A 26,772-nucleotide genomic window follows, 5' to 3' on the forward strand; every position below is an offset into this window, starting at 1 on the left:
CACTTGGCTACTTTGCGATAACCACAGTACTGGCAGCGAACTATTGGATGGACCCCGCCCATCAGGATCAGGCGCTGAAGCCTTGGATCACCCCCGGGTATGTCGCCCATTCCTACGACCTGCCCCGCGCGGCCTTGGCAGAGGCCTTGTTGCTGGCACCCGATCATCCGCGTCGCATCCGGTTGGAGGACATTGCCGCTGAAACGGGTCTGACGCTAGACCAGCTTCAGTCCCGGGTGGACGCCGCCGCAGCAAAGATCCGACCAAACCCATGGGTGCGGTATTGCTGTCATTGGTGGCCGAGTACGGGGTGACCATCGTTTTCTGCGTGACCTTCCTGAGCTGCCCTGCCATGCCCGTGCCATCATCGCTGGTGATGTTGGCGGCGGGCGGGTTTTCGGCCACCGGAGACCTTGATGTGGCCACCGTTGCAGCGGCCGCCTTTGGCGGGGCGGTTCTAGGCGACAACGCAGGATATTGGATCGCCCGCAGATTGAGCATGCCATTGCAGGGCTGGTTGGACGGCACGCCCAAACGGGCCAGACTGCATGCCCGCGCCGTTGCCTTCATGGCGGCTTGGGGTGGGTCCAGCGTGTACTTTTCGTGTTGGCTGGTGGCGCCACTGGGTCCTTACGTCAATTATATCAGTGGGATAACCCGGATGGCCTGGCCTCGGTTTGCAGCATGGGGGGCGGCAGGCGAGGTCACATGGGTCACTCTTTACGTGGGTTTGGGCTATGCCTTTGCAAACAACATCACAGCCCTTGCATCCCTGCTTGGAAATGCCAGCGGTCTTGTGACGGCCTTGCTGGTGGCAGGCCTGCTTGGGGGGTGGCTTTGGCGGGCGGCCCGACGGCGCGCGATGGACAATCACGGCAAGCCCCTTCCCTAAGACCACCCCGCGCCCCATATCTATCCCATGTTGAAAATCGCACCCATCCTGCTTGCCATCGCTTACGGACTTGTCATGTACCGGTTTTCGGCGTGGCGGACGTCCAAGATGTTGGATCAGCAATCCACCGAACTGGCCGATGCAGAGCTGCGGGGGCTGACGCAGCAGATGGCAAAGGTCCTCGACCTGCCGAAGATCAAAGTGCACATCTACGAGGTGGAACCTGTGAACGGCCTCGCCGCCCCCGACGGGCGCATCTTTCTGACGCGCGGGTTCTTTCGCAAATACAAAGCGGGCGAGGTCACGGCGGAGGAGATGGCAAGCGTCATTGCCCACGAATTGGGGCACGTCGCCCTTGGTCATTCGCGCCGCCGCATGATCGACTTTTCCGGGCAAAACGCGATCCGGGTGATCCTGACCACGGTGCTGGCGCGGTTCGTGCCGTTTATTGGCCCTTGGGTCGCAAACATCCTGACGTCCATGCTGGCGGCCCGTCTGTCGCGGCAGGACGAATACGAGGCCGACGCCTACGCCGCCGCCCTGATGACCAAGGCCGGGATCGGCACCGCGCCGCAAAAGTCCCTGTTCACCAAGCTGGAAACCCTGACCGGCATGGGTGGGCACGGCGCGCCCGCGTGGCTGATGTCGCACCCCAAGACCGCAGAACGGATCGACGCCATCGAGAAGTTGGAGGCGAAGTGGGGCGGCGGGACAAGTCCCGCCCTACAGTAACCGCCCCGCGCCGGTGGCCCTTACTCGCGCCACCACACATCGGGCTGGAACCCGATCCAGTCACCATAGATGGCCACGTTATCCACGGGATAGGTCAGGTCCGCATCGTGGGCGATCCAGCTTATGGGATTGTGCCATGTGGGGATCACGTAGCGCCCTGCGGTCAGGACCCGGTCCAGCGCCCGCACACCCGCCACATAGTCCGCTTGGGTGGGGGCGGCCAGCATGGCGTCCACGATCCCCTCGATGGCGGGCATATCCGCCCCCATCCAGTTGCGAGAACCCGGCGTTTCCACCCCGTCTTGGCCCCAATACAGGCGCTGCTCGTTGCCCGGGGACAGGGACAGGCCCCGGCGATACCACGTCATGTCGAAATCATAGACATTGGTGCGTTCCTTGAACTGCGCCCCGTCCACCGAGGATAGGGTCACCTCGATGCCCAAGGGGCGCAGCGCCTCGCGGTAGATATCCACGACCGAAGAAACTTCAGCAGATCCGTTCTGGGTCAGGATTTCAAAGGTCACAGGGCCGTTCGGGCCCGTCATCACGCCGTTCTGAACGCTATACCCCGCCTCTGCGAACAACCGGGTGGCCGCGCGCAGACCGCGCCGATTGCCAAGCTCCCCGTCTGTTTCGGGCAAGGTGTACCCTTCCAGCGTGCCGGGCAGCAGGTCGTCGGCATAGGGGGCCAGGATTTCCGCCACTTTGCCCGTGGCCGGGCCAGGCTGCATCGACAGGGGCGAGTTCGAGAAATAGGAGGTGATGCGCGGCAAGGCCCCGCCGTTCAGCACCTTGTTCACATACTCGTAATTGAACACCTGGATCAGCGCCTCGCGCACGCGCCAGTCGTCAAAGGGCGCGCGGCGGGTGTTCATGACCAGCCCCGTGATGCCAGAGGGGCGCCGGTGCGCGACTTCCGATTTCACGACCGCACCGGATTGGACACGGGGGAAGTCGTATTGCTCGGCCCACTTTGATGCGTTGGTCTCGCGCATCGTCGACAACTCTCCGGCTTTGAAGGCTTCGAACATGGCCGTGGCGTCCCCGAAGAACTCCATCCGGATGGTGTCCAGATTGTTGGTGCCGCGCCGGAACGGCAGATCCGCGCCCCAGTAATCAGGGTTGCGGGACAACTCGACAAAGCGGCCAGGATCAAAATCGGTGATCACATAGGGGGCAGAGGAGATCGGGATCGTCTCCAGACCCGACTGCGCGAAATCCACCCCCTGCCACTGGACCTTTTTCAGCACCGGACGCATGCCAAGGATCATGGCCAACTCGCGGTTGGGCTTGTCGAGGGTGAAGCGCACGCCACGCTCCCCCACCGCTTCCATCCCAGTGACTTGCGCCCAAGCCCCGCGATAGCGCGCGTGGCCCTCGGTGCCGAGGGTTTCGAACGACCACATCGCATCCTCGACCGTGACGGGTGTGCCATCGGAAAAGCGGGCGGCGGGGTTCAGGGTGTATTCCACCCAGGTGGCATCAGGGCCAATCTCGACGGTTTCCGCCAACAGACCATACAGGGTGAAGGGTTCGTCATAGGACCGCCCCATCAGGGACTCATAGGCAAGAAACCGCAGCTGCCAGGGCACGCGCCCCTTCTGGATATGGGGGTTCAGACTGTCGAAACTGCCGACCTGACCATCCACAAACGCCCCCCTTTGGGCGCGTCGGGGTTGGCGTAGGGCAGATGCGCGAAACCCGCAGGCAAGGCCGGTTCCCCGAAAAGCGCCACCCCATGGCTGGAATCGGCAAGAATCGGCCCAGTGGAAAGGGCGATTCCGGCAATGATCTGCACAAGCGTGCGTTGGAAACGATGTCGCGCCATTGGTGATGAAACCCCTGTTGTCCTTTGTTTATTGGGTTTAAGCGTAACTGGCGTCACGCAAATGTGCAAAGATTTTAACTTGGACTCTGCGGCCCCCATCCCCTATATTGAAGTCACTGCTCGATAGGTTTCTTGCCTGTATGAAACCTGCCTCAATGACTTGGCCCCTGCTTCGGCAGGGGCTTTTTTTGTGTAGGGTCAGCACGCGTATTGGGCGTGCATTTCGCAAACGCAGCGGCTACTTTGCCGCAACTGCGAAAGGAACATACCATGGCTATCGTTACAGACCTTGGCGGCAAGACCGCCGTTATCACAGGCTCGAACTCCGGTATCGGGCTGGGGATCGCTTGGGAAATGGCAAAGGCCGGGGCGGATGTCGTCCTGAACTCCTTCACGGACCGGGACGAAGACCACGCGATCGCTGCCGAGATTACAGAACAGACCGGCGTGACCGCCCGCTACATCCAGGCCGACATGTCCAAGGGCGCGGAATGCCGCGACCTGATCACCAAGGCCGGCAAATGCGATATCCTGATCAACAATGCGGGCATCCAGCACGTGGCCCCGATCCAGGACTTCCCCATGGACAAGTGGGACGCGATCATTGCGATCAACATGAACAGCGCCTTTCACACGACCGCCGCCGCCCTGCCCCTGATGCGGGCCGCCGGGTGGGGCCGCGTGATCAACATCGCCTCGGCCCATGGCTTGACCGCCTCGCCCTACAAATCCGCCTATGTGGCCGCCAAGCACGGGGTTGTGGGCATGACCAAGGTCGTGGCTCTCGAGACGGCAGAAGAACCGATCACCGCCAATGCCATCTGCCCCGGCTACGTCCTGACCCCGCTGGTCGAGGCGCAGATCCCAGACACGATGAAGGAATACAACATGTCCCGCGAGGACGTGATCCGAGACGTGATGCTGAAACGCCAGCCGTCCAAGGACTTCGCCACCGTGGAGCAGATGGGCGGCACCGCGGCCTTCCTGTGCTCGGACGCGGCGGCCCAGATCACCGGGACGACGATCAACGTGGATGGCGGCTGGACCGCGCTGTGACGGGCAACTGGGGGCCAGCCCCCAGACCCCCGAGGGTATTTTTGGAACAATGAGGGGCCCAGAATGGCGCAGATGAAACGGATCAATCTGGCCCTGCAGGGGGGCGGCGCCCACGGTGCCTTCACTTGGGGCGTTCTGGACCGCATCCTCGAGGATGAGCGGATCGAGATTGCCGCCATGTCCGGGACCTCTGCCGGGGCGCTGAACGGGGCAGCTGTGAAGGCCGGGCTGGCGCGCGGGGGGCGCGCGGATGCCAAGGCCAACCTGGCTTGGGTCTGGGGCAAGGTCGGCGCGATTGTGGAGCCTGCCTTTGCGCCTTGGCTGGATGCGTTTTCACCCATGGCCGTCAGCCGGGCGATCGAGACGTCCCTGCCCTTTGCGCTGTCCGATGCGACCTCGCGGATGATCTCGCCCTATATCTACGCCGGGGCCACGCAGGATCCGTTGCGCCGGATCGTCGAGGACCTGAAGTTCGACGCCATCTGTTGCCCCGACGGACCCGAATTCCATATCTGTGCCACCAACGTGCGCAGCGGCAAGATCAAGGTCTTTACCCGCGACGAGATCAGCCCCGATGCGATCCTTGCCAGCGCCTGCCTGCCCACCCTGTTCGAAGCCGTGGAGATTGACGGCGAGGCCTATTGGGACGGCGGCTATACCGGCAACCCGGCCCTTTTCCCACTGTTTCACAAAGACTTACCGTCTGACATCGTGGTGGTGAACATCAACCCGCTGTACCGCGAAGAGGTGCCGCGCACCGCCCGCGATATCCAGAACCGGATCAACGAGATCAGTTTCAACACCTCGCTTTTGCGCGAATTACGGGCCATTGAATTCGTGCAGCGGTTGCTGCATCGCGGCCAGATCGACCCAGACGCCATGAAGGACGTGCTGGTCCATATGGTGGCTGACGATGACCTGATGAGACAGCTGTCCGTAGCCACCAAGATCGTGCCCAACGCCGCCGTGTTGCACCAGTTGCGCAAGGCGGGGTGGGCCGCCGCCAATCGTTGGCTGGACGCGCATTTCGACCAGATCGGGCAGGAAAGCAGCGTCGATCTGGCCGCGATGTTTGGTTAGCCGGGGCTAACGGATGCGGGCCTCGGTGGTGGCGTCAAACAGCATGGCGGCGCCTTCGGCAACGGTCAGACCAACGCGCTGACCGGGTTTCAGGACCACGTCGCCACGGGCCTCGACCGTGACGCGGTCCCCGCTGTCGGCGTTCAGGTAGACATAGCTGACACCGCCTAAATTCTCTGTGATATCAACGGTATGGGTGTCGCCGTCCGTGACCTTGAACTGCTGGGGGCGGATACCGACAATGACTTTGCCATCGGCGGGCACGGCATCCGTGGGCACCTCGCCACCAAAGCCCGGAGCGTTGACCTTGCCGTTGTCGGCCCCACCTACCGCGAAATTCATGGAGGGGGAGCCGATGAAACCGGCCACGAATTTGTTGTCGGGGTCGCGGTACAAGTCCATGGGTGCGCCAACCTGTTCGATGTGGCCCGCGCGCAGCACGACGATCTTGTCGGCCAGGGTCATCGCCTCCACCTGATCGTGGGTCACATAGATCATGGTCGCGCCGATCTCGTTGTGCAGGCGGGCGATTTCGACCCGCATCTCCACCCGTAGCTCGGCGTCGAGGTTCGACAAAGGTTCGTCAAACAAGAACACCTCGGGGCCGCGTACAATGGCACGCCCGATGGCAACGCGCTGTCGCTGACCGCCGGACAGAGCGGCAGGCCTTCGGCTAAGATACTGATCCAGCTTGAGAATACGGGACGCCTCGGCCACCTTGGCCTGGATTTGCGCCTTGGGGTGGTTGTTCATTTTCAACCCGAACCCCATGTTTTCCTCGACTGTCATATGGGGGTAGAGCGCGTAGGTCTGAAACACCATGGCCACGCCGCGATTGGACGGATCGGCGTGGGTCACGTCCCGCGCGCCGATGGTAATCTGGCCTTCCGTCGTCTCTTCCAGCCCTGCGATCATGCGCAAAAGCGTGGACTTGCCGCAGCCGGAGGGGCCGACGAAAACGCAGAACTCCCCCTCGTTTATCTGCAGGTCCACCCCGTGGATGACCTGCGTTTCACCGTATTTCTTGATGACCTTTTGCAGTGTGACGCCAGACATGGGGCTAGCCTTTCTGTTCTTGTTGGTCGGGAAAAGTCCAATTTTGCAGGTCCCGGGCAATGGCCTGGGCGGCCTGTGCGACTCGTGCACGATCTGTGGCAAGTCGCGCCAGACTCGTGCGTGATGTGGAGCCAGTCACCGAAATCGCCCCTGCCACGCGGCCCGTGTCCGTCAGGATCGGCAGGGCCAGACAGATGATGCCGACCTCGTGCTCTTCGTTGTCGAAACTATGGCCGCGGTCGCGGATGGCGGCCAGCTCGGCGCGCAGGGTCGCTGGCGTGGTGAAGGTCTGATCGGTGAAGCGGTGGAACGACTGCTGGGCCAGGACCTGCTCCAACTCCGGCTCTGGCAGGTGGGCCAGCATCGCCTTGCCCACGCCAGTGCAATAGGCCGGGCCGATCTTGCCGGCGGCGGAATACATCTCGGGCGCTTGGGCGGGGTTGCATTTGTCGAGGTACAGAACCTGCGCCCCGTCCAGCTGTGCCAAGTGGACGGTCAGCCCCATGTCCCGGGACAGGGCCAAAAGGTGGGGACGCGCGATGGGCGCGATGGAACTTTGGCGCCATGCGCCATGGGCCATACGCACCAGACGCAGGCCAAGGGCATAGGTCTGGCGATCAGGGTCATAGGCCAGCATCCCCTGGGACGTCAGAGTCTGCACCAATCGGTACAGGGTCGCCTTGGGAAAGGGGGCCTGGGCCTGCAACTCGGCAAAGCGGACCGGGCGGCCCATGGCCACGACCATGTCCAGCACGTCCAGTGCCTTGCCGACGGTTCCGTCCCGCGATGGTGCCTGATGTCCCATGAGCCCTCCCAGACCAGCGGGCTGCCCCGCAAAGGTGTTGACAGGCTATGCACATCCATCCATGATTTCAATATAAGAAACACGGTTTCATTATTTGGAACTTTAATCCAAAAGAAACCACCATAGGAACCAAAGGGGAGGACACCATGCGTTCCATTCTAAAGGCGTCGTTTGCGGCGCTGCTTGCCACATCTATGCTATCTGCACCGGCATCGGCAGAGCTGTCTGGCGATCTGCGGATCGTGTCGGACATGTCGAACCCGGCCCCGCGTGCCGTGATGGAGGGATTGGCCGCTGACTTCGGCGCGTTGCACCCCAACCTGAACGTGGAGTTGGAGATCGTTGACCGCGAGGCGTGGAAAACGCAGATCCGCAACTCTTTGTCCGCCAATGCGCCGGACGTGATCAACTGGTACGCCGCCAACCGGATGCTGCCGTTTGTGGATGCGGGTCTGTTCATGGATGTGTCGGACCTGTGGGCAGAGCCTGCGTTTGACGCGCTGGCCTCGACCAAGGGGGCGATGACCCTGGACGGCAAGCAGTGGGGCGTGCCCTATACCTACTACCAGTGGGGCATCTACTACCGCGCCGACATCTTCGAAGAGCTGGGCCTGTCGGAACCCACCACCTGGGAAGAAGAGCTGGCCAACTGTCAGGCGATCCTCGATTCGGGGCGCAAGTGTTACACCATCGGGACCAAGTTCCTGTGGACCGCAGGCGGCTGGTTCGACTATCTGAATTCGCGCACAAACGGCTATGACTTCCACATCGCGCTGGCCCGCGGCGAGGTCGAATGGACCGACGACCGCGTGCGTCAGACCTTTGCCAACTGGCGTCAGCTGATCGACATGGGCGCCTTCATCGACGACCACCAGACCTACAGCTGGCAAGAGGCGTTGCCCTTCATGCTGGACGGCGAAGCGGCGGCCTATCTGATGGGCAACTTTGCCGTGGCCCCCATGCGCGACGGTGGGCTGACCGATGATCAGCTGGATTTCTACCAGTTCCCCACGATCAACCCTGACGTCGCCCCCGCCGAGGATGCGCCCACGGACACGTTCCACATCGCCAGCGGGGCCTCGAACGTCGAGGCGGCCAAGGAATTCCTGCGCTTTGTGACCTCTGCCGATGTGCAAGGGGCGATCAACGCCGATCTGGGCCAGTTGCCCGTGAACGCCAGCGCGACCGTGTCCGATGACAAGTTCATCCAGCAGGGGTTCGATATGCTGTCCAACAACGCAGGCGGCGGCATCATGCAGTTCTTTGACCGCGACTTCCCGGCGGAAATGGCCAGCGTCGGCATGGAAGGCCTGCAGGAGTTCATGGTGTTCCCAGACAATCTGGACGACATCCTGGCCCGCCTCGAAGACGCGCGTCAGCGTATCTACGAGTGATCCAAACAGGGGGTGGGACAAGTCCCACCCTACCGTAGGGCGGGACTTGTCCCGCCCCGCGTCACCCCATCCGCAAGCCCGAACCGGGCTTTCGCATGTGTTGACCTTCGGAGAGCACGATGGCCCTGACAGACACCCGCAGCTGGTACAAACGCAACGAAATCGCGGTCACCCCGTGGCTGTTCCTGTTGCCCGGCATCTTGTTCTTTGCCCTTTACGTGATCATCCCGATCTTCCAGTCGGTCTGGATTTCGTTCCACGAATGGGACGGGTTGGGCGAAAAGGAATGGGTCGGGCTGGCCAACTACGAGCGTCTGCTGGGCGGGGATCGCAAGTTCGAGACCAGCTTTTGGAACAACATCAAGTGGCTGTTTTTGTACCTGCTGGCGATCCCCATGGGCCTGTTCATCGCCTTGTTCCTGAACCAGACCGTGCGCGGCATCCGGGTCTACAAGTCCCTGTTTTTCTTTCCCTTCGTGATCAGCCAAGTGGTCGTGGGCCTTGTGTTTTCGTGGTTCTACCTGCCGCGCGAGGGGCTCTTGAACGCCTTTCTGGCGGTGTTTGGCGCGGGCCCCGTGAACATTCTGGGCGACCCGTCTATGGCAACCTATGGGATCATCGCCGCGGGCCTGTGGCCCCAGACCGCCTATTGCATGATCCTGTACCTGACGGGCCTGAACGCCGTGGACCCCGAACAGGTCGAGGCCGCGCGTCTGGACGGGGCCAAGGGCCACAAGATGCTATGGTATGTGATCCTGCCGCAGCTGAAACCTGCGACCTTCATCGCCTTTGTGGTGACGATCATCGGGGCGCTGCGGTCCTTTGACCTGATCTCGATCATGACCAACGGCGGGCCCTTCGGGTCCACCAGGGTCCTGTCGTTCTATATGTTCGAGGAATCCCTGTCGGAGTTCGGGTTCCGCATGGGGTATGGCGCGGCCATCGCGGTGGTGCTGTTTTTCATCATGCTGTTCTTCATCGCCTACTTCCTGTGGTCCATGTACCAAGACGAAAAGGCCGCGCGATGACACGGGATCAGTTCGACGCGATCTGTGCGGCCCAGCCCGGCGCGGTCCTGTCCGGCCCCGGAGAGTTGGACGCGTGGAAGATCGGCGGCAAGATGTTTGCCTGCTATGGCCACACGGACACCCGGGCCACGAACACCGACACGGTTGTCGTGCGTGTGCGCGACACGGACACCGCCCGTATGCTGATGGACGCCGGGGCCGCCCACAAGCCCGCATACTTTCGCGGGGCTTGGGTCGGGCTGACCTTGGGCGCGATCGACACGGACGAGGCCACCCACCGCATCACCCTGTCCTATGACACCATCCGCGCGGGGCTGACCAAAAAGGTGCAAGCCACCCTGCCCCAAAGGGAGACGAGCTGATGTTCCCCACCCCCTCGAAAAAACCTCGCGCGCGTGGCAAATCACTTACCAGATCCTGCTGCCCATCGCGCTGATCCTGTGGCTGCTGCCCCTGATCGCCGTGGCCATCTTTTCGATCAAGCCGGACGCGGATTTCACCAACGGCAATTATTGGGGCCTGCCCTCGACGTTCGAGTTCTTTGCCAACTATGGCCGGGTGTTTTTTGACAGCGACATGCCGCGCTATCTGCTGAACTCGCTGTTGATCACCGTGCCCACGGTCCTTGGCACCATCGCCCTGTCGTCCATGACGGGCTTTGCCCTTGGCATCTACAAATTCCGCGGCAACCTGTTGATCTTCTTTCTGTTCATCGCGGGCAACTTTGTGCCCTTTCAGATCCTGATGGTGCCCGTGCGGGACCTGACGCTGGGCCTTGGCCTTTATGACACCAAAACCGGGTTGATCCTGTTCCACATCGCGTTTCAGACCGGGTTCTGCACCCTGTTCATGCGCAACTTCATCCGCGCCCTGCCCTATCCCTTGATCGAGGCGGCCCGGGTCGAGGGTGTCGCGGAATGGAAGATTTTCTGGTACGTCGTCCTGCCCCTGATGAAACCGGCGCTGGCGGCGCTGGCCGTTCTGATCTTTACCTTCATCTGGAACGACTATTTCTGGGCCATCGTCCTGACCCAAGGGCCAGACAGCCAGCCGGTCACCGCAGGCATCACCAGTTTCAACAGCCAGTACCGCGCGGCCTATCACCTGATGAGCGCGGGCAGCATCGTTGCCGCCCTGCCGCCCGTGCTGATGTTCTTTTTGATGCAGCGCCACTTTATCGCCGGGCTGACATTGGGGGCGGTGAAGTAATGCCCGCCACAGCGCCTTTGCCTGCCGCTGTGCCTGCGTTTGTGCGCAAGTGGCGGCTGGATACGGATGTTCAGACCCTCGTGCTGTCTGCCCACACGGACCGCCTGCCGCAGGTGATCCACTGGGGTGTGCCCTTGCCGGCGGGGGCGGACCTTGCGGCCCTGCACGCGGCCCACACGCTGGATGTGACCGGCGGGATGCTGGACGAAAACCCGGACCTGAGCCTGTGCCCCGAGGCCACGCGCAGCTTTCCGGGGCAGCCGGGCATGGTCCTGCGCGGCGGCGACGGAACGCCCCTGTTTCCGCGCTTTGCCTATGGGTCGGACAGCACCCACAACGGTAAGCTGGCGCTGACCTACACGGACAGTGCACAGGGTCTGACCCTGACCTTTACCTTCGCCGCCGACAGGGACACCGGCGTGATCACCGCCCAAACCCACCTGACCTCTGCGGATCCGGTGCACCTGTCGTGGCTGTCTGCCCCCGTCCTGCCCGGGGCGGCGGCATCGGACGCCATGATCGACGTCTCTGGCCGCTGGTGCGGAGAGTTCCAGTTGAACCGCACCCCATGGTCCCCCGGCGCCCGCCTGCGCGAAAGCCGCACAGGCCGCACGGGGCACGAACATTTCCCGGGCCTGATCCTGACCACGCCGGGCACCTCCAACACCGCCGGGCAGGCTTGGGCGCTGCACTACGGCTGGTCCGGCGGGCACAGGATGATCGCCGAAGAGCTGCCCGATGGCCGCCGCCAGATCCAGTTCGGTCACGCCGCAGACATGCACCACGGGGCGGGCACGGCGTTTGCCACTGCCCCCCTGACGCTGGCCTATTCCCAAACGGGGCTGAACGGCTGCGCGGTGTCGTTCCAACGGCACGTACGCGACCGGATCGTCAGATGGCCCCGTCCCCACACCGCACGGCCCGTACACTACAACTGTTGGGAGGCGGTCTATTTCGACCACGACCTGCCCACCCTGCGCGACATCGCCAGCCGCGCCGCCGATATCGGGGCCGAGCGCTTTGTGCTGGATGATGGCTGGTTCGGGCGGCGGGATGACGACACCACCAGCCTTGGGGACTGGAGCATTGATACGCGCAAGTACCCCGATGGCTTGACGCCCCTGATCGCCCATGTCCACGCCCTTGGCATGACCTTTGGCCTGTGGTTCGAACCCGAGATGGTCAACCCCGACAGCGCCCTCGCCCGCGCCCACCCCGATTGGATCCTTGGCCCGGCGGATCAGGTCCTGGGGCGACAGCAGATGGTCCTGAACATGGCCCTGCCCGAGGTGCGCGCCCATCTGTATGACCATATCGCCGCCATCCTGCGGGACCACGCCATCGACTACATCAAGTGGGATCACAACCGTGTCCTGCCCATGGCCGACGCCGCCCAGACCGAGGGCACCTATGCCCTGCTGGACCGGCTGCGCGCGGATTTCCCGGCAACGGAAATCGAGACCTGCGCCTCTGGCGGGGGTCGCATCGACTTTGGCATCCTGTCCCGCACCCAGCGGGTCTGGCTGTCCGACAGCAACGACGCGCTGGAACGCCTGCGCATCCAGCATGACGCGGCGCTGTTCCTGCCGTCTGTCGTCACCGGCAGCCACGTGGGCCCCCGGCACTGCCACACCTCTGGCCGGACGCTGGACATCACCATGCGCGCTTGGGTGGCGGCCCAACGGCACATGGGGTTCGAGATGGACCCGCGCGAGTTGGACGCCCGCGAACACGCAATCCTGTGCGAGGTGACGGCGTGGTGGAAGGCAAACCGCGCGTGGATGGCCGATGCCGATATCCTGCGGCTGGACAGTGACGACGGGGCGGTGATCGCGGAACAACAGATCGCACGCGGCGGGGACCGGTTCGTGGTCTTTGCAGGCAAGGCCGCGACCAGCGCGCAGATCCTGCCCCGGCCCCTGCGTCTGACCGCCCTTGACCCCACCGCAACCTACCGTATTGACCTGCGCAACCGGGCGGACGCCCACGGCCTGTCCCGGGGGGCACCGGCCCTGAAACACGGCCCGCTCGAGGTGCCGGGCGCATGGCTGATGCACCACGGGCTGTCCCTGCCATGGGCCTTTCCCGAAACCATGTGGGTGATCGAGGGCACCGTCGTGCCTAAATTTTCGTACGAAAATTTACACCGCCCCCGAAACGTGAGGACAACCATGACCCCGACCTTTCCCGACCTGCGCGACGCCTCTGTCTTCATCACCGGCGGAGGGTCCGGCATCGGCGCTGCACTGACCGAGGGGTTTCTGCGCCAAGGGGCGCGGGTGGCCTTTATCGGGCGGTCCGACGCCAGTGCCTTCGTCGAAGAGGTCGCCGAGGCCACGGGCAACCGCCCCCTGTTCATCCAAGGCGACATCACCGACACCGCCGCCCTGCGCGCGGCCATTAACCAAGCGGCGGCGGCCCACGGCCCCATCACAACGCTGGTCAACAACGCCGCGAATGACAAGCGTCACGCCACCCTGGAGGTGGACGAGGCGTTCTGGGACTGGATGCAGGCCATCAACCTCAAGGCCTATTTCTTTGCCGCCCAGACGGTCATTCCGGGGATGCAGACCGCCGGTGGGGGCAGCATCATCAACTTCAGCTCCATCAGCTATATGATGGGGAACGCGGGCTATCCGGCCTATACGGCGGCCAATTCGGGGATCAACGGGCTGACCCGCAGCCTTGCGCGGGAATTCGGCCCCGACCGGATCCGCGTCAACGCGCTGGCCCCGGGGTGGGTTCTGACGCAAAAGCAAAAGGACCTGTGGGTCACCGAAGAAGGCCTCGCCGCCCATCTGGACCGCCAGTGCCTCAAGGATACCCTGGCCCCCGCGGATATCGTGAACCCGGTCCTGTTTCTGGCCAGCGGGGCCAGCCGGATGATGACCGGACAGGCCATGGTCGTGGACGGCGGCGTGGTGGTGACGGGATGAACATCGACTGGATTGCCGTGGATTGGGGCACCAGCCGCCTGCGCGCCTACGGGATGCAAGGGGCTGCGGTCGTGGCCGAGGCTGCCTGCGACAAGGGCATGGGCACCCTGACCCCCGACGCCTACGAGGATGCGTTGCTGTCTCAGATCGCCCCCTGGCTGACCGGTCCCACAAGGGTGTTGGTGGCGGGCATGGCGGGGGCGCGCACGGGCTGGCACGAGGCGCCCTATGCCCCGGCCCCGGCCCGGCCCGGCGATCTGACACCTGTGCCCGTGCCCACCCGCGACGCGCGTCTGGACGTGCGGATCGTGCCCGGCGTGTCGCAGCGCACCCCTGCCCCGGACGTCATGCGCGGGGAAGAGACTCAGATCGCGGGGCTGCTGGCGGGCCACAAGGATTTTGACGGCGTGTGCTGCCTGCCCGGGACCCACACCAAATGGGCCCATATCTCGGCCGAGGAGATCGTCAGCTTTCAGACCGCCATGACCGGCGAGATGTTCGGCCTTCTGTCCGAGGCGTCTGTGCTGCGCCATTCCGTGCGCGATGCGGACGACCGCTGGGACGACGCCGCCTTTCTGGCCGGGGTGGACACCACCCTGTCCCGGCCCGAACGTCTGGCGGCAGAACTGTTTACCCTGCGTGCCGCCGACCTGTTGACGGGCACGGACCCAGGCGCGACAAAAGCCCGGCTGGCGGGCCTTCTGATCGGGGCAGAGATCGCGGCGGCCAAACCTTATTGGCTGGGGCAACCCGTGGCCCTGATCGGCACGCCGGACCTGTGCCGCCACTACGCCAACGCCCTGACCGCCCAAGGGGTGCAGACCACATCCCACGATGCCGGGGCCATGACCCGCGCGGGCCTGCACGCCTGCCACCAACGCCTGACGGAGGATACCCCATGACCGCGCCCAGACCCCTGATCGCCATCCTGCGCGGTGTGACCCCGGCGCAGGCGGCCGAAATTGGCCATGCCCTGTGGGACGCGGGCATCTCGACCATCGAGGTGCCCCTGAACTCCCCGGATCCATACGCCTCGATCACGGCGCTGGCGCGGGCGCTGCCACAGGCGACCGTGGGGGCGGGCACGGTCCTGACCGTGGATCAGGTCCACGCGGTGCGCGATGCGGGCGGGCAGATCATCGTCAGCCCGAACACCGACACGGAGGTGATCCGCGCCACGGTGGACGCGGGCCTGCAAAGCTGGCCCGGGGTTTTTACCCCGACCGAAGCCTTCGCGGCATTGCACGCAGGTGCCACGGGTCTGAAACTGTTTCCCGGGTCCATGGCCGGGCCGGGCGGCTTGCAAGCCCTGCGCGCGGTCCTGCCCCCCGGCACCCAGGTCTACGCCGTGGGCGGCGCGGGGGCCGAGAACTTTGGCGACTGGATCGCCGCCAGCGCCGATGGCTTCGGCCTTGGCAGCGCGCTGTACAAACCAGGCATGACCGCGGAGGATGTGGGGGCACGTGCGACCCGGATCGTTGCCGCCTACGACACCGCCACCCAACGGACCACCCAATGACCAGCACCGTATTCGACGACATCACCTGCAGCCTTGGGGAAGGACCGCTGTGGCATCCGTCGCTGGGCCAGCTGTTCTGGTTCGATATCAACGCCATGCGCCTTTACACCCGGGCCGATGACGCCACGCGCCACTGGCAATTCGATGAACCGGTCTCGGCGGCGGGTTGGGTGGATAACGACACCCTGCTGATCGCCTCCGCCTCGGCCCTGTCGCGCTTCAGCCTCGGCACCGGCGCGCGGGAGTGTGTCGCGGCCCTGGAACGGGACAACCCCGTGACCCGGTCCAACGACGGGCGCGCCGACCCCCAGGGCGGGTTCTGGATCGGCACCATGGGGCGCGGGGCAGAGCGGGGCGCCGGCGCGATCTATCGGTTTCATCGCGGCGAGCTGCGCCAGCTCTACCCCGGTATCACCATCCCCAACGCCATCTGCTTTGCCCCCTGCGGGACGCTGGCCTATTTCGCGGACACCGCCCAGCGGCGCATCTGGCGACAAGCGCTGGATGCGCAGGGCTGGCCGGACGGGGACCCCGAGGTCTATCTGGATTTCTCCGGCCACGGGTTGAACCCCGACGGGGCGGTGATCGACCGGGGCGGCAACATGTGGCTGGCGCAATGGGGGGCCTACCGGGTGGCCTGTCACGCGCCGGACGGGCGGTTCCTGACCTCTGTGTCCTTTCCCGCCGCCCATATGACCTGCCCCGCCTTCGGAGGGTCCGATCTGGCCACGATGTTTGCCACCTCCGCCACCGAAGGGCTGTCGGCCCTTGATTTCAACGCCCAACCGCAGGCGGGTAAAACCTTTGTCGCGCGGGTCTCTGCCCGGGGCCAGGCGGAGCATCAGGTGATCCTATGAAACGCACGCTGGGCACCTGTTACTATCCCGAACACTGGCCCGAGACGATCTGGGCCGAGGACGCCGCCCGCATGGCCGACCTTGGCCTGACGTGGGTCCGGATCGGAGAATTCGCGTGGTCCCGGATGGAACCTACGCCGGGCCAGTTCACCTTTGACTGGCTGGACCGCGCCATTGACACCCTGCGGGATGCGGGCCTTCGGGTCGTGCTGGGCACGCCATCGGCCACGCCGCCGCGCTGGATGCTGGACCGGTTCCCGGACATGCTGGCGGTGGACGATCAGGGCCGCGCGCGCAAGTTCGGGTCCCGGCGGCACTATTGTTTCAGCCATGCAGGCTACCGCGCCGCCGCCGCCGAGATGGCCGCGCGCCTTGCCGCGCGCTACGGCGACCGGGTGGCGGCATGGCAGACGGACAATGAATACGGCTGTCACGACACCACCCTCAGCTATTCGCCCGCGGCCCGCGATGCGTTCCGCGATTGGTGCGCCCAGCGGTATCAAAGCGTGGATGCCCTGAACCGCGCTTGGGGCAATGTGTTCTGGTCCATGGAGTACAGCGATTTCAATGACATCGACCTGCCCAACCTGACCGTGACCGAACCGAACCCGGCCCATGTGCTGGCGTTCCGGCGGTTTTCGTCCGACCAGGTGGTGGCATGGAACCGGGCGCAGGTCGCGGCGATCCGCGCCCATTCCGACGCGCCGATCAGCCACAACTACATGGGGCTGGTCACGGATTTCGACCACTACACCCTCGCCGCCGACATGGAGATTGCCACATGGGACAGCTACCCCATGGGCTTTCTGGAGGACCGCGTGCCCGCCAGCCCCCACCACCAGCGCGCGTTCCAGCGCCAGGGGGACCCGGATTTTCAGGCGTTTCACCATGACCTGTACCGCGCCTGTGGGCGGGGCCGTTGGTGGGTGATGGAACAACAGCCCGGCCCCGTGAACTGGGCCCCCTCGAACCCGGCCCCCTGCCCGGCATGGTGCGCCTGTGGTCGTGGGAGGCGTTCGCCCACGGGGCCGAATGTGTCTCGTGGTTCCGCTGGCGGCAGGCCCCTTTGCCCAGGAACAACAGCACGCAGGCCTGCTGCGCCCCGACAGCAGCGCCGCCCCGGGCCACGGCGAGGCGGCAGAGGTCGCCGCCGAGATCAAAGACCGACCAGAGGTCGCCACCGCCCGCGCCCCCATCGCCTTGGTCTTTGACTACGACAGCCAATGGGCGTGGCAGGCGCAGCCCCAAGGCGTGGGCAACAGCCACTTTGCCCTGTGCTTTGATCTGTACCGGGCCTTGCGGGAACTTGGGCAAAGCATCGACATCATCCCCCCCGACACCGCCGACCTGTCCGGCTACCGCATGGTGATCGTACCCGGTGTCATGTGCCTGTCCGACGCGCTGCGCCGCGCCCTGACCACCTTTACGGGCAGTGTCCTGACCGGCCCGCGCACGGATCTGAAAACCGCCGAGCTGTCGACCAAGGTGCCCCTCGGCCCCTATGTCCCCGGCCTCAGCGTCAAGGTGACAGAGGTCGAGACCCTGCGCCCGGATGTGGCGCGCGAGGGGCGGGTCAAGCTTTGGTTCGAACACGTGGACACGGACGACGAGGTGGTCCTGCGCTGCGAGGGGCGGCCCCTGTTGATCCGCAACCGCCGCCGCTGGCATCTGGCGGGCTGGCCCACAGCGCCTTTCGCGCGCGGGATCATGAACCGGGTCCTGATCAGCGCGGGCCTGACGCCCACGGAAATGCCCGAAGGGGTGCGCCTGCGTCACCACGGGGCCGAGCGTTTCGTGTTCAACTATTCGTCCGAGCCGCAAGTGTTCGAGGGCGAGACCCTGCCCCCCGCTGGCGTGCGGTTCACCTGACGGGCGCGTCAGCCCAGCGCGGCCATACGCAGGGACATGTCAATCATCCGGTTCGCAAAGCCCCATTCGTTGTCGTACCAGCCAAAGACGCGCAGCAGGCCGCCCTCGGTTACAAAGGTTTCAGGCGTCGCGTGGATATAGCTTTCGGGACGCGCCCGTAAGTCGACGCTGACCAAGGGGCGGTCCGTGGTGCCGATCACCGGGCCTGCGGCTTGGGCGAACAGGGCGTTGACCCCGGCCACATCGGGGGCACGCGCCAATTGCACCGTCAGGTCCACCGCCGACACGCTGGCCACGGGCACCCGGACCGAGGTGCAGGTCACGCGTCCCGCAAGGGCCGGCAACACCACATCCACCAGCGCCCCCGCCGAGGTGGTCGTGGGCACCATGGACACCGCTGCCGCGCGGCTGCGCGCAAGGTTGGGGCCGGGTTTGTCCACGGTGGGTTGCGACCCGGTATAGCAGTGGATCGTCGTCATCGTCCCCGTGACCAGCCCGTAGGCCTGATCCAGCAGGCGCACCACCGGGGCCACGGCGTTGGTGGTGCACGAGGCGTTGGAGACGACGCGCAACTCCGCCGTCAAATCCGCGTCATTGGCCCCCATGACGATGGTCGCATCCGCCACTGCGGACGGCCCGGACATCAGCACGCGCGACGCCCCGGCCAGCAACCCACGCTCCACCTCGCCCCGGGTGTCGGCGCGGCCGGTACACTCCATCACCAGATCCACACCGCCCAGACGCAAGGTGCGGATATCGGGGGTGCGGTGGAAGGGGATGGACACGCCGTCCACGATCAAGACCCCCTCGCCAACCTCGACCGTGCCGGGCCACGGGCCAAAGACGCTGTCGAATTCGAACAGATAGGCGCAGGTGTCCAAGGGGGCGATGTCGTTGATGCCCGCGATCTGCAAGGCCGCGCCCCGGCGCAGCATGGCGCGCAGGATCGACCGGCCAATGCGGCCAAACCCATTGATAAAGACGCGCGCGGGCACCGGATCAGCCATGGGTCAATCCAGGACTGTCATGATCTCGGACAGGGGTTTTTTCATCTTGGCCACCTTGGGCACCTGGGCGTCTTTGGCCGCGTGGCCCGTGGCGACGATCATGATCGGCTTTTCGTGATCGGGCCTGCCGCAAATCTCGGTCAGGAATTTCATCGGGTTGGGCGTATGGGTCAGGGTCGCCAGCCCCGCGTGATGCAGCGCCGCGATCAAGAAGCCCGAGGCGATGCCGACGCTTTCGGGCACGTAGTAGTTCTTGTAGCGACTGCCGTCCGCGTTCACCCCGTAGCGTTGGGCGAAGACCACGATCAGCCACGGCGCATCCTCCAGGTGCGGTTTGTCGGCGTCGGTGCCAAGGGGGGCCAGCGCATCCAGCCATTCCTGATTGCCGCCGTCGTAGAACTTACGCTCCTCCTCCTCGGCGGCGGCGCGGATGCGGGCCTTAAGGTCGGCGCTGGAGATGGCGGTGAAGTGCCACGGCTGGTGGTTCGCACCAGAGGGCGCGCGACCGGCGGTGGCAATGGCGTGTTCGATCACCTCGACCGGGATCGGGGCCGTGTCGAATTCGCGGATCGTGCGGCGGGTCTTCATCCGCTCGAAAAAGGCCGCCGCTTGGGCCTGCATTTCCGCATCGCTCAGGGTCGGGGTTTCTGCCCCGCCGTCATATTCCAGCTTTTCGTGTGCGAACATGGCGCCCCCCTTGAAACGTGTTACGCCATGGTGCCGGGGCCTGCGCCCCGGTTCAAGGCGCTTAGCGCAGATACAGGATCATCAGCACGGGGATGATCATCGCCGCCCAAAGGGAAAAGAACATCGCCGCCTTGGCCGCCCGGGGGGCCAGACCGCCCGCACCGGGGTCATCTTGGCCGGATTCGCTGGCGGGGACGATGCCCGCCGCCAGTTTCATTTGTGTCATAAGATCAGGATAAACCATTGTGCCCTCGTGCTGGATGCTGCTGCCCCTAACATGGCACAAAATGTCGCACCGTCAACGCAGATAGAACACCATGACCACCGGGGCCACCATGGCGAACCAGATGGTGAACCACTTGGCCGCGCGCGAGACCTTGCCGAACATGCCGTTGCCCAAGGCCCCCTCGCCATAGTTCATGGCCGCTGCCATCACGGCATATCCTTGCGCTTCGCGGCGGCGCTGCTCCGCCTCGTAGGCGGCGCGGGCTTGGGACACGCGGGTGTCGGTTGCGGTGTCTGCGAGGGTTGTGTGGCCTTGGTCGTACATGGTCGTTCTCCCGTTGAATACAGGCGTAAGGTGGGGCGCTGTGACGATCCGTCCAGTGCGCCCCAACTTGGTCAGATTGTCGCGTTTGTCGCACCCCCATCCAGAAGCACGTTTTGACCCACCATAAAGCCCGCGTGTTGCGAACAGATGAACGCGCAGGTGGCCCCGAATTCGGCCGCCGTGCCGTAGCGGCGGGCGGGGATCGTGGCCTCGCGCTGTGCCTTGGCCTCCTCCATGGAGATGCCTTGGGCCTGTGTCACGCCCGTATCCAAGGCCACCGCCCGGTCCGTGGCGTGGATACCCGGCAGCAGGTTGTTGATCGTCACACCATGGGGGGCGACCTGTCGCGCCGTGCCCGCCACGTACCCCGTCAGCCCCGTGCGCGCGGCGTTGGACAGGCCCAGCACCGGGATCGGCGCCTTGACCGATTGACTGGTGATGTTGACCACCCGGCCCCATCCCCGGTCCATCATCCCGGGCAGCAGCGCCTTCATCAAGGCAATCGGCGTCAGCATGTTGGCATCAAGCGCGGCGATGAAATCATCGCGGGTCCAGTCCGACCACATACCCGGGGGCGGCCCACCTGCGTTGGTGACCAGAATGTCCACCTCGCCTGCGGCGGCCAGCACCGCTGCGCGCCCCTCTTCGGTGGTGATGTCGGCCACAACGGCCGTGACGTTCACACCATGGGCCCGCAGGGCGGTGGCCGTCTCCTCCAAGGCCTCGGCCCCGCGCCCGTTGATCACCAGATCCACACCCGCCTGTGCCAACGCCTCGGCGCAGCCGCGCCCCAACCCCTTGGAGCTGGCGCACACCAGCGCCCGCTTGCCTTTTATCCCCAGATCCATGTCACTCTCCCATGTTATTTCCCAAGACCTAGCAAACCTGACCGGGGCGGCAATGGCCCGCGCGCGGAAGGATCGAAACAATGCCACGTATTTTTTCCCGATTGGCCGTGATTTCGCCACGAAGGAGTGCCATATACGACCCATGACCGATGCGGGCGCACATTCCCTGACACAGCAATGCCAGATTTTTCGGGCCGACCATTTCTGTGTCGAGGTCGGGGCCTATATCGGCGACCCCCTTGGCCTGCCCGATCAGGTCAACACCGGCGATCTGTTCACCCTGTCGCGCAGCGCCGTGGCGATGGATCTGATCCTGACCCCCAACCCCAAGCAGGGCACCCCCCGCCGTGTCAGCCCCGCCAGCAGCTTTGGCACACCGGGCGCGCCCGTGCAGATCATCGCACGCCACACGCTCATGGGCGACCGGGGCAGCAGCGTCGAGGTGCTGGTCCTGCAAGTCGGGGGGAACGGGCGATCCTGCCCCTTGGCCCCTTGGTGCGCGGCGATGAATACACCCTTCTGACCTCGGCCCTGGTCGAGGATACGGGCGTTCTGGCCAACGTCACATCCGTCAGTTTCACGCGCGGCACCCATGTGACCATGGGCAACGGGTTGCAGGTCCCGGTGGAGCAGCTGACCGTGGGCGACAAACTGTTGACCCGGGACCACGGCCCCCAGCCCATCCGCTGGATCGGTTGCCAGACCGTGCGCGCCGAGGGGCACCGCGCGCCCGTCGTCATCACCAAGGGCGCGCTGAACAACGCCGGCGATCTGGTGCTGTCGCCGGATCACCGCCTGTTTATCTATCAACGCCACGATGCCATCGGCGCAGGCCGGGCCGAGGTGCTGGTCCGCGCCCGCCACCTTGTGAACGACGAAACGATCTTTGTGCGCGAGGGCGGGCATGTGGATTATTTCCACCTGCTGTTTGACCATCACGAGATTATTTATGTCGAGGGGATACAGGCCGAAAGCCTGCTGGTCAGCCCCGACGTGGTGGCCGGGTTTGACGAGGATCTGGCCCATGACCTGACGCGCTCTGCCGCCGATCTGAACCAGACACCGACGCGCGGTGCCGAACCCTCCGCCCGCGACCTTGCGGGGCTGGACGCCGCCGAACTGCTCAAACGCGCCTCCAGCCGTTAGATCTTCTCACTTCCGCCCCAAAAAAGGCAAATTCTTTCGACAATCTTGCGGTGACAAGTGAACCGCGAGGCGACCATGACACGTTTTCTAGAATCGGACTCGGGCGCGGTGACCGTTGACTGGGTCGTTCTGACCGGCGCTCTCGTGGGCCTTGGTCTGGCTACGATGTCCGTCGTGTCGGGCGGTGTGGAAGACGCGGCCAATGACGTCGATGGCCAATTGCGGGACAACACCATCATTCGGGCAAGCTTTGCCAAAGCCCCCAGCATGGAGGCGGCCATCACCGCTTATCGCGCGCATCAGGGGCTTGCGACAGAGCCAGCGCACTACAACAAGCATCTGGACACCATTCAGGCGAACATCGACACGTTAGATGATGCGGCACTTGGCGCAGAATACGAGCGTTACAGCACTTCGCGCACCAGTGCGCAGGCGATCAGTGCCGCCATGGACGCCCTCGCCCTAGACCCGAACATGACCTACGCCGACCTGTCCCAAGCCATCACAGACGCAGGCGGGACCGACATCATCGGCGAGGCCTATTTCAACGCACGCGTCGCCCAATACGGGGGCGATATGGAACAAGTGCGTGGACACTACGACCACTACGCGCCCGTCATGGACGCCTTTGCCTATCGCTATGAAGACGAACTGAAACGCCGCGGCATCCTTCCGCCCGGCCAATAAGGGGAGAACCCCATGAGCAGTACGTTTGTGAAATCTGAAACAGGTGCCGTCACCGTGGACTGGGTCGTACTGACCGGCGCCCTCGTGGGCCTTGACCTGGCCACCACGTCCGTTGTCTCGGGCGGTGTGGCCACGCTTTCACGCACGATGGACAACCGCATGGAAGGCGGCGCGATCATTCAGACCAATTTCAACCCCGCCCGCGCGATTGACCAGGCATTTGAAAGCCTTGCTGGCATTGGCGCCTATAACCACTCCACCACGGCCACCTCGGTCCGGGTGGGCAATGACCTGGGCAGCATCAGCGGCGACAGCGCCCTGCTGATCGACCTGGGCGAGACCTCCTGGCACTGGGGCCCCGGCAACCACGGCGGGGCGACTATGCTGCTCGATACCGCAGAGCTTGAGGTCGGCGGCACCTACAAAGTCAGCTATTGGGCCCGCAGCGATGGCGCAGAGGTTGACATGGCGCTGAACAATTGGGGCTCGGGTGGCCCCACCAGCCTCAATCACACCGTCACCCTTACAGGCGAGTGGCAGTATTTCACCCATGAGGCAGAGCTGGATGTGGTCCGTGACCGCGTCTTCCTCCAAGGCCTAGAGGGCGGCGCGACCGTGGCCTTCGATGACCTCCAAATCGAACGGGTCGACTGACCCGCTGTTGAAAGGACGAGCAAATGTCATTCTTAAATTCAGATACGGGCGCGGTCACTGTCGACTGGGTCGTGCTGACCGCCGCCCTTGTGGGCCTGGGCCTGGCCACCATGTCCGTGGTGTCCAGCGGGGTCGAAGACCTCGCCGGCGACACCCGGGCCGAGCTAACCACCAGCTTTGTACCAACAAGCTTTGCCCAGCGCACACACACTGATCAATTCCGCAGCGTGATGGGCGCGATGGAGGCTGGCTACACCTGGCGCAGCGGGCGGAGCTACCACGAAACCCTGGACATGTGGGCCCGGATGCGCAGCGAAGACACCCTTGCTGACTTGGAAAGCCTCCATGCTGGACAGGCTCCCGCCGTGCTTGATGCCGAAAACCGCCTTGCAGCGCTCCAGGCGCTCGATCCAAATACAGTGACAACAGCTGAACTGGCGTCTGCGATGAAATGGGGCCAAACCGCAGAAGACATGCAAGCCATCATCGACAATCGCTCTTTCGGTGGCCTCGCCGAAGTGGACTCGACACCCGCGGCCTACCACCATTGGGCGCAAGAGCAGGCGAAACTACTTATCGCCCGCAACGAGATCACCGAACATTACCTGGAAAGGGCGCGCGCGGAATGACCACATTCATCAAATCCTAATCCGGCGCCGTCACCGTGGACTGGGTGGTCTTGACCGCCGCTGTCGTGGGCCTTGGCCTTGCGGCCATGTCTGTTATGTCCAACGGGGTGGAGGACTTGAGCACGGATATCGACACCCAGTTGTCGAAGGACGGTTTGATCCTGACCTAGGCAATTACGAAGTCTTCGCCTATGCGGGATCGAACTACGCCAATGCACAACAAGCGTCTTGGAATCTAGATACCGAAGAAAAGCGTAACGCACTGTCGCAACAATTGGCCACCGCAGCTCTGACCCAAACAGTCACCCTCGCGTAGGCTCAGGACGAAGCCAATCAGCGCGGGCTTAGCTACTGACGCAAACGCACAGCGCAGACGCACGCGAAACGGCGACCTGCTCCAATTCATGCACGGGTCGCGGCCGTTTCGTGCGGGAACATGCACGAGTCGTGCCCCGCTTGTCTGACCCCATTTTGCAGCCTATACGGCGGTTATGTTAGACAACGCGCCTGTATTGCCCCCCGAAATCGACCGCCGCCGGACCTTTGCGATCATCTCGCACCCGGATGCCGGTAAGACCACACTTACGGAAAAGTTCCTGCTGTACGGGGGCGCGATCCAAATGGCCGGTCAAGTGCGCGCCAAGGGCGAGGCGCGGCGCACCCGGTCGGACTTTATGAAGATGGAGCAGGACCGGGGTATTTCGGTTTCCGCCTCGGCCATGTCATTTGATTTTTCCAATGGTTCCAGAGACTTCCGGTTCAATCTGGTGGACACGCCGGGCCACTCCGACTTCTCCGAAGATACCTATCGCACCCTGACGGCGGTGGACGCGGCGGTCATGGTGATCGACGGGGCCAAGGGGGTCGAGAGCCAGACCCAAAAGCTGTTCGAGGTGTGCCGCCTGCGCGACCTGCCGATCCTGACCTTTTGTAACAAGATGGACCGCGAAAGCCGCGATACCTTTGAGATCATTGACGAAATCCAGGAAAACCTGGCGATTGACGTGACCCCGGCCTCCTGGCCCATCGGGCGGGGGCGGGACTTCATCGGCTGCTACGACATCCTGCGCGATCGGCTGGACCTGATGGACCGCGCCGATCGGAACACGATTGCGGAAACCATTGAGATCAATGGCTTGGATGATCCGAAACTGGCCGAACACGTGCCCGCCGACCTGCTGGAGGTCTTTCTGGAAGAAATCGAGATGGCGCGCGAATTGCTGCCAAAACTGGACCCGCAAGCGCTCCTGGATGGGACCATGACCCCCATCTGGTTCGGGTCTGCGATCAACTCCTTCGGGGTGCGCGAACTGATGAAGGGCATCGCCGAATACGGCCCCCACCTCAACCCCAGGCCGCCAGCCCCCGGCAAATCTCGCCGGATGAGAAGAAGGTTTCTGGCTTTGTTTTCAAGGTTCAAGCCAACATGGACCCCAAGCACCGCGACCGCGTGGCGTTTGTCCGGCTGGCTTCGGGACACTTTCACAGGGGCATGAAGCTGACCCATGTGCGGTCGAAAAAACCCATGGCGATTTCCAACCCCGTTCTGTTTCTGGCCGCCGACCGCGAGCTGGCCGAAGAGGCCTGGGCCGGCGACATCATCGGCATCCCCAACCACGGGCAGTTGCGGATCGGGGATACCCTGACCGAAGGCGAGGCCTTGCGCGCCACTGGTATCCCCTCCTTCGCGCCGGAATTGCTGCAAGGGGTGCGCGCAGGCGACCCGATGAAGGCCAAGCACCTTGAAAAGGCCCTGATGCAGTTCGCCGAGGAAGGGGCCGCAAAGGTCTTCAAGCCCGAGATATCAAGCGGTTTCATCGTGGGCGTCGTGGGCGCGTTGCAGTTCGAAGTGCTCGCCAGCCGGATCGAATTGGAATACGGCCTGCCCGTCCGGTTCGAACAATCGCAGTTTTCCTCCGCCCGCTGGGTCCACGGCCCCAAGGACGCGGTGGACAAGCTGATCGCCGCCAACAAACAGCACATCGCCCGCGACAACGACGGTGACGTGGTGTTTTTGACGCGCCTTCAGTGGGATATCGACCGGGTTGTCAGGGATTATCCAGATGTTACCCTATCCGCGACGAAGGAGATGATGGTATGACCAACGACCGCGACTTGGACGACATCTGGATGATGCGCTTTTGGGGCACCGTGCGAAAGGGGGCCTTTGTCGGCGCGCTGGTCATGATGACCGCCTTGGCCGCCTTGATGGCGAACACGGTCATTGACGCCCGCACCGCGCCTGCGTCGGAACAAACCCGCTGATCCCCCGGCCCCTGCCGCCACATTGTTGACAATTTTCT

28 protein-coding genes and 4 pseudogenes are annotated in these 26,772 nt (G+C 64.1%); 24 read left to right on the top strand and 8 right to left on the bottom strand.

Annotated features, from left to right (window positions below; all coding sequences use genetic code 11):
* Positions 1 to 47: 47 nt before the first annotated feature.
* From ACZ1G0_RS12070 to ACZ1G0_RS12080, 3 genes are read left to right on the top strand one after another with little or no spacing between them, the layout of a single operon-like run.
* Positions 48 to 314: a hypothetical protein gene (locus ACZ1G0_RS12070; RefSeq protein WP_472737165.1), complete on the top strand. Its 267-nt coding sequence runs from the start codon at positions 48 to 50 to the stop codon at positions 312 to 314.
* A complete protein-coding gene (locus ACZ1G0_RS12075) occupies positions 272 to 892 on the top strand; it encodes a DedA family protein (RefSeq protein ID WP_472737166.1) in 621 nt (206 codons plus the stop codon). Before ACZ1G0_RS12070 ends, ACZ1G0_RS12075 begins: the two co-directional genes overlap by 43 nt.
* Before the next feature lie 27 nt (positions 893 to 919).
* Positions 920 to 1,624 (top strand): M48 family metalloprotease, encoded by a 705-nt coding sequence (locus ACZ1G0_RS12080; protein ID WP_472737167.1) that lies wholly within the window; start codon positions 920 to 922, stop codon positions 1,622 to 1,624.
* Between the two features lie 20 nt (positions 1,625 to 1,644).
* On the opposite strand, the pseudogene ACZ1G0_RS12085 reads toward ACZ1G0_RS12080, so the two are convergent.
* Positions 1,645 to 3,452, bottom strand: a pseudogene (locus ACZ1G0_RS12085) (extracellular solute-binding protein).
* A 270-nt stretch (positions 3,453 to 3,722) separates the two neighbouring features.
* Here ACZ1G0_RS12085 and ACZ1G0_RS12090 point away from each other — a divergent pair.
* Both ACZ1G0_RS12090 and ACZ1G0_RS12095 read left to right on the top strand, forming a co-directional pair.
* Positions 3,723 to 4,508: a 3-hydroxybutyrate dehydrogenase gene (locus ACZ1G0_RS12090; RefSeq protein WP_472737168.1), complete on the top strand. Its 786-nt coding sequence runs from the start codon at positions 3,723 to 3,725 to the stop codon at positions 4,506 to 4,508.
* 72 nt (positions 4,509 to 4,580) lie between these two features.
* Positions 4,581 to 5,588, top strand: a complete 1,008-nt coding sequence (locus tag ACZ1G0_RS12095; protein ID WP_472737804.1) for a patatin-like phospholipase family protein — start codon at positions 4,581 to 4,583, stop codon at positions 5,586 to 5,588.
* Between the two features lie 6 nt (positions 5,589 to 5,594).
* Here ACZ1G0_RS12095 and ACZ1G0_RS12100 read toward each other — a convergent pair whose 3' ends face one another.
* Both ACZ1G0_RS12100 and ACZ1G0_RS12105 read right to left on the bottom strand, forming a co-directional pair.
* Entirely contained in the window at positions 5,595 to 6,644 is a 1,050-nt protein-coding gene (locus tag ACZ1G0_RS12100) for an ABC transporter ATP-binding protein (protein WP_472737169.1), read from the bottom strand.
* A 4-nt stretch (positions 6,645 to 6,648) separates the two neighbouring features.
* Positions 6,649 to 7,449: an IclR family transcriptional regulator gene (locus ACZ1G0_RS12105; RefSeq protein WP_472737170.1), complete on the bottom strand. Its 801-nt coding sequence runs from the start codon at positions 7,447 to 7,449 to the stop codon at positions 6,649 to 6,651.
* Between the two features lie 146 nt (positions 7,450 to 7,595).
* Between ACZ1G0_RS12105 and ACZ1G0_RS12110 the strand changes: the two genes are divergently transcribed.
* The 11 genes and pseudogenes from ACZ1G0_RS12110 to ACZ1G0_RS12160 all read left to right on the top strand — a co-directional run bounded on the left by ACZ1G0_RS12110 (position 7,596) and on the right by ACZ1G0_RS12160 (position 18,261).
* On the top strand, positions 7,596 to 8,843 hold the full coding sequence (locus ACZ1G0_RS12110; protein WP_472737171.1) for an ABC transporter substrate-binding protein: 1,248 nt from the start codon (positions 7,596 to 7,598) through the stop codon (positions 8,841 to 8,843).
* Between the two features lie 119 nt (positions 8,844 to 8,962).
* Positions 8,963 to 9,871 (top strand): carbohydrate ABC transporter permease, encoded by a 909-nt coding sequence (locus ACZ1G0_RS12115; RefSeq protein WP_472737172.1) that lies wholly within the window; start codon positions 8,963 to 8,965, stop codon positions 9,869 to 9,871.
* Positions 9,868 to 10,233 (top strand): MmcQ/YjbR family DNA-binding protein, encoded by a 366-nt coding sequence (locus ACZ1G0_RS12120; RefSeq protein WP_472737173.1) that lies wholly within the window; start codon positions 9,868 to 9,870, stop codon positions 10,231 to 10,233. Before ACZ1G0_RS12115 ends, ACZ1G0_RS12120 begins: the two co-directional genes overlap by 4 nt.
* A gap of 40 nt (positions 10,234 to 10,273) precedes the next feature.
* The gene (locus tag ACZ1G0_RS12125) at positions 10,274 to 11,080 is read left to right on the top strand and encodes a carbohydrate ABC transporter permease (protein ID WP_472737805.1); all 807 of its coding nucleotides are present in this window, start codon (positions 10,274 to 10,276) and stop codon (positions 11,078 to 11,080) included.
* Positions 11,080 to 13,191 (top strand): annotated as a pseudogene (locus ACZ1G0_RS12130) (alpha-galactosidase); the annotation flags it as partial. The gene ACZ1G0_RS12125 and the pseudogene ACZ1G0_RS12130, both read left to right, overlap by 1 nt.
* A gap of 60 nt (positions 13,192 to 13,251) precedes the next feature.
* A complete protein-coding gene (locus ACZ1G0_RS12135) occupies positions 13,252 to 14,016 on the top strand; it encodes an SDR family NAD(P)-dependent oxidoreductase (RefSeq protein WP_472737807.1) in 765 nt (254 codons plus the stop codon).
* Entirely contained in the window at positions 14,013 to 14,918 is a 906-nt protein-coding gene (locus tag ACZ1G0_RS12140) for a 2-dehydro-3-deoxygalactonokinase (RefSeq protein ID WP_472737174.1), read from the top strand. Before ACZ1G0_RS12135 ends, ACZ1G0_RS12140 begins: the two co-directional genes overlap by 4 nt.
* On the top strand, positions 14,915 to 15,535 hold the full coding sequence (locus ACZ1G0_RS12145; protein WP_472737175.1) for a 2-dehydro-3-deoxy-6-phosphogalactonate aldolase: 621 nt from the start codon (positions 14,915 to 14,917) through the stop codon (positions 15,533 to 15,535). Before ACZ1G0_RS12140 ends, ACZ1G0_RS12145 begins: the two co-directional genes overlap by 4 nt.
* Entirely contained in the window at positions 15,532 to 16,392 is an 861-nt protein-coding gene (locus ACZ1G0_RS12150; protein ID WP_472737176.1) for an SMP-30/gluconolactonase/LRE family protein, read from the top strand. The genes ACZ1G0_RS12145 and ACZ1G0_RS12150 overlap by 4 nt, the downstream gene beginning before the upstream one ends.
* 71 nt (positions 16,393 to 16,463) lie before the next feature.
* Positions 16,464 to 17,437 (top strand): annotated as a pseudogene (locus ACZ1G0_RS12155) (beta-galactosidase); the annotation flags it as partial.
* Positions 17,438 to 17,442: 5 nt separating this feature from the next.
* Positions 17,443 to 18,261: a beta-galactosidase gene (locus ACZ1G0_RS12160; protein ID WP_472737809.1), complete on the top strand. Its 819-nt coding sequence runs from the start codon at positions 17,443 to 17,445 to the stop codon at positions 18,259 to 18,261.
* A gap of 8 nt (positions 18,262 to 18,269) precedes the next feature.
* Here the strand turns inward: ACZ1G0_RS12160 and ACZ1G0_RS12165 are convergent, their stop codons facing one another.
* The 5 genes from ACZ1G0_RS12165 to ACZ1G0_RS12185 form a co-directional block, all read right to left on the bottom strand.
* On the bottom strand, positions 18,270 to 19,268 hold the full coding sequence (locus ACZ1G0_RS12165; RefSeq protein WP_472737177.1) for a type I glyceraldehyde-3-phosphate dehydrogenase: 999 nt from the start codon (positions 19,266 to 19,268) through the stop codon (positions 18,270 to 18,272).
* 3 nt (positions 19,269 to 19,271) lie between these two features.
* A complete protein-coding gene (locus ACZ1G0_RS12170; RefSeq protein ID WP_472737178.1) occupies positions 19,272 to 19,955 on the bottom strand; it encodes a nitroreductase family protein in 684 nt (227 codons plus the stop codon).
* 61 nt (positions 19,956 to 20,016) lie between these two features.
* Positions 20,017 to 20,181 carry a hypothetical protein gene (locus ACZ1G0_RS12175; protein WP_472737179.1) on the bottom strand — a complete coding sequence of 55 codons (165 nt, stop codon included), beginning with the start codon at positions 20,179 to 20,181 and terminating at the stop codon, positions 20,017 to 20,019.
* Positions 20,182 to 20,253: 72 nt separating this feature from the next.
* Positions 20,254 to 20,505: a hypothetical protein gene (locus ACZ1G0_RS12180; protein WP_472737180.1), complete on the bottom strand. Its 252-nt coding sequence runs from the start codon at positions 20,503 to 20,505 to the stop codon at positions 20,254 to 20,256.
* A 71-nt stretch (positions 20,506 to 20,576) separates the two neighbouring features.
* A complete protein-coding gene (locus ACZ1G0_RS12185) occupies positions 20,577 to 21,353 on the bottom strand; it encodes an SDR family oxidoreductase (RefSeq protein ID WP_472737181.1) in 777 nt (258 codons plus the stop codon).
* Positions 21,354 to 21,495: 142 nt separating this feature from the next.
* Here ACZ1G0_RS12185 and ACZ1G0_RS12190 point away from each other — a divergent pair, with 142 nt between their 5' ends.
* The 8 genes and pseudogenes from ACZ1G0_RS12190 (at position 21,496) to ACZ1G0_RS12225 (ending at position 26,734) form a co-directional block, all read left to right on the top strand.
* Entirely contained in the window at positions 21,496 to 21,876 is a 381-nt protein-coding gene (locus tag ACZ1G0_RS12190; RefSeq protein ID WP_472737182.1) for a hypothetical protein, read from the top strand.
* Positions 21,849 to 22,499: a Hint domain-containing protein gene (locus tag ACZ1G0_RS12195; RefSeq protein ID WP_472737183.1), complete on the top strand. Its 651-nt coding sequence runs from the start codon at positions 21,849 to 21,851 to the stop codon at positions 22,497 to 22,499. The genes ACZ1G0_RS12190 and ACZ1G0_RS12195 overlap by 28 nt, the downstream gene beginning before the upstream one ends.
* A 75-nt stretch (positions 22,500 to 22,574) precedes the next feature.
* Positions 22,575 to 23,186, top strand: coding sequence for a hypothetical protein (locus ACZ1G0_RS12200; RefSeq protein ID WP_472737184.1), 612 nt, complete (start codon positions 22,575 to 22,577; stop codon positions 23,184 to 23,186).
* A 12-nt stretch (positions 23,187 to 23,198) separates the two neighbouring features.
* Positions 23,199 to 23,840 (top strand): hypothetical protein, encoded by a 642-nt coding sequence (locus ACZ1G0_RS12205; protein WP_472737185.1) that lies wholly within the window; start codon positions 23,199 to 23,201, stop codon positions 23,838 to 23,840.
* A 23-nt stretch (positions 23,841 to 23,863) separates the two neighbouring features.
* Positions 23,864 to 24,469 carry a hypothetical protein gene (locus ACZ1G0_RS12210; protein WP_472737186.1) on the top strand — a complete coding sequence of 202 codons (606 nt, stop codon included), beginning with the start codon at positions 23,864 to 23,866 and terminating at the stop codon, positions 24,467 to 24,469.
* A gap of 35 nt (positions 24,470 to 24,504) precedes the next feature.
* A complete protein-coding gene (locus ACZ1G0_RS12215) occupies positions 24,505 to 24,639 on the top strand; it encodes a hypothetical protein (RefSeq protein ID WP_472737187.1) in 135 nt (44 codons plus the stop codon).
* A gap of 321 nt (positions 24,640 to 24,960) precedes the next feature.
* A pseudogene (locus ACZ1G0_RS12220) lies at positions 24,961 to 26,570 on the top strand (peptide chain release factor 3).
* Positions 26,567 to 26,734 (top strand): hypothetical protein, encoded by a 168-nt coding sequence (locus tag ACZ1G0_RS12225; protein ID WP_472737188.1) that lies wholly within the window; start codon positions 26,567 to 26,569, stop codon positions 26,732 to 26,734. The pseudogene ACZ1G0_RS12220 and the gene ACZ1G0_RS12225 overlap by 4 nt, the downstream one beginning before the upstream one ends.
* The last annotated feature ends 38 nt before the right edge of the window (positions 26,735 to 26,772 follow it).

The sequence above is a fragment of the Thalassobacter sp. HA4-2 genome, from assembly GCF_055693705.1.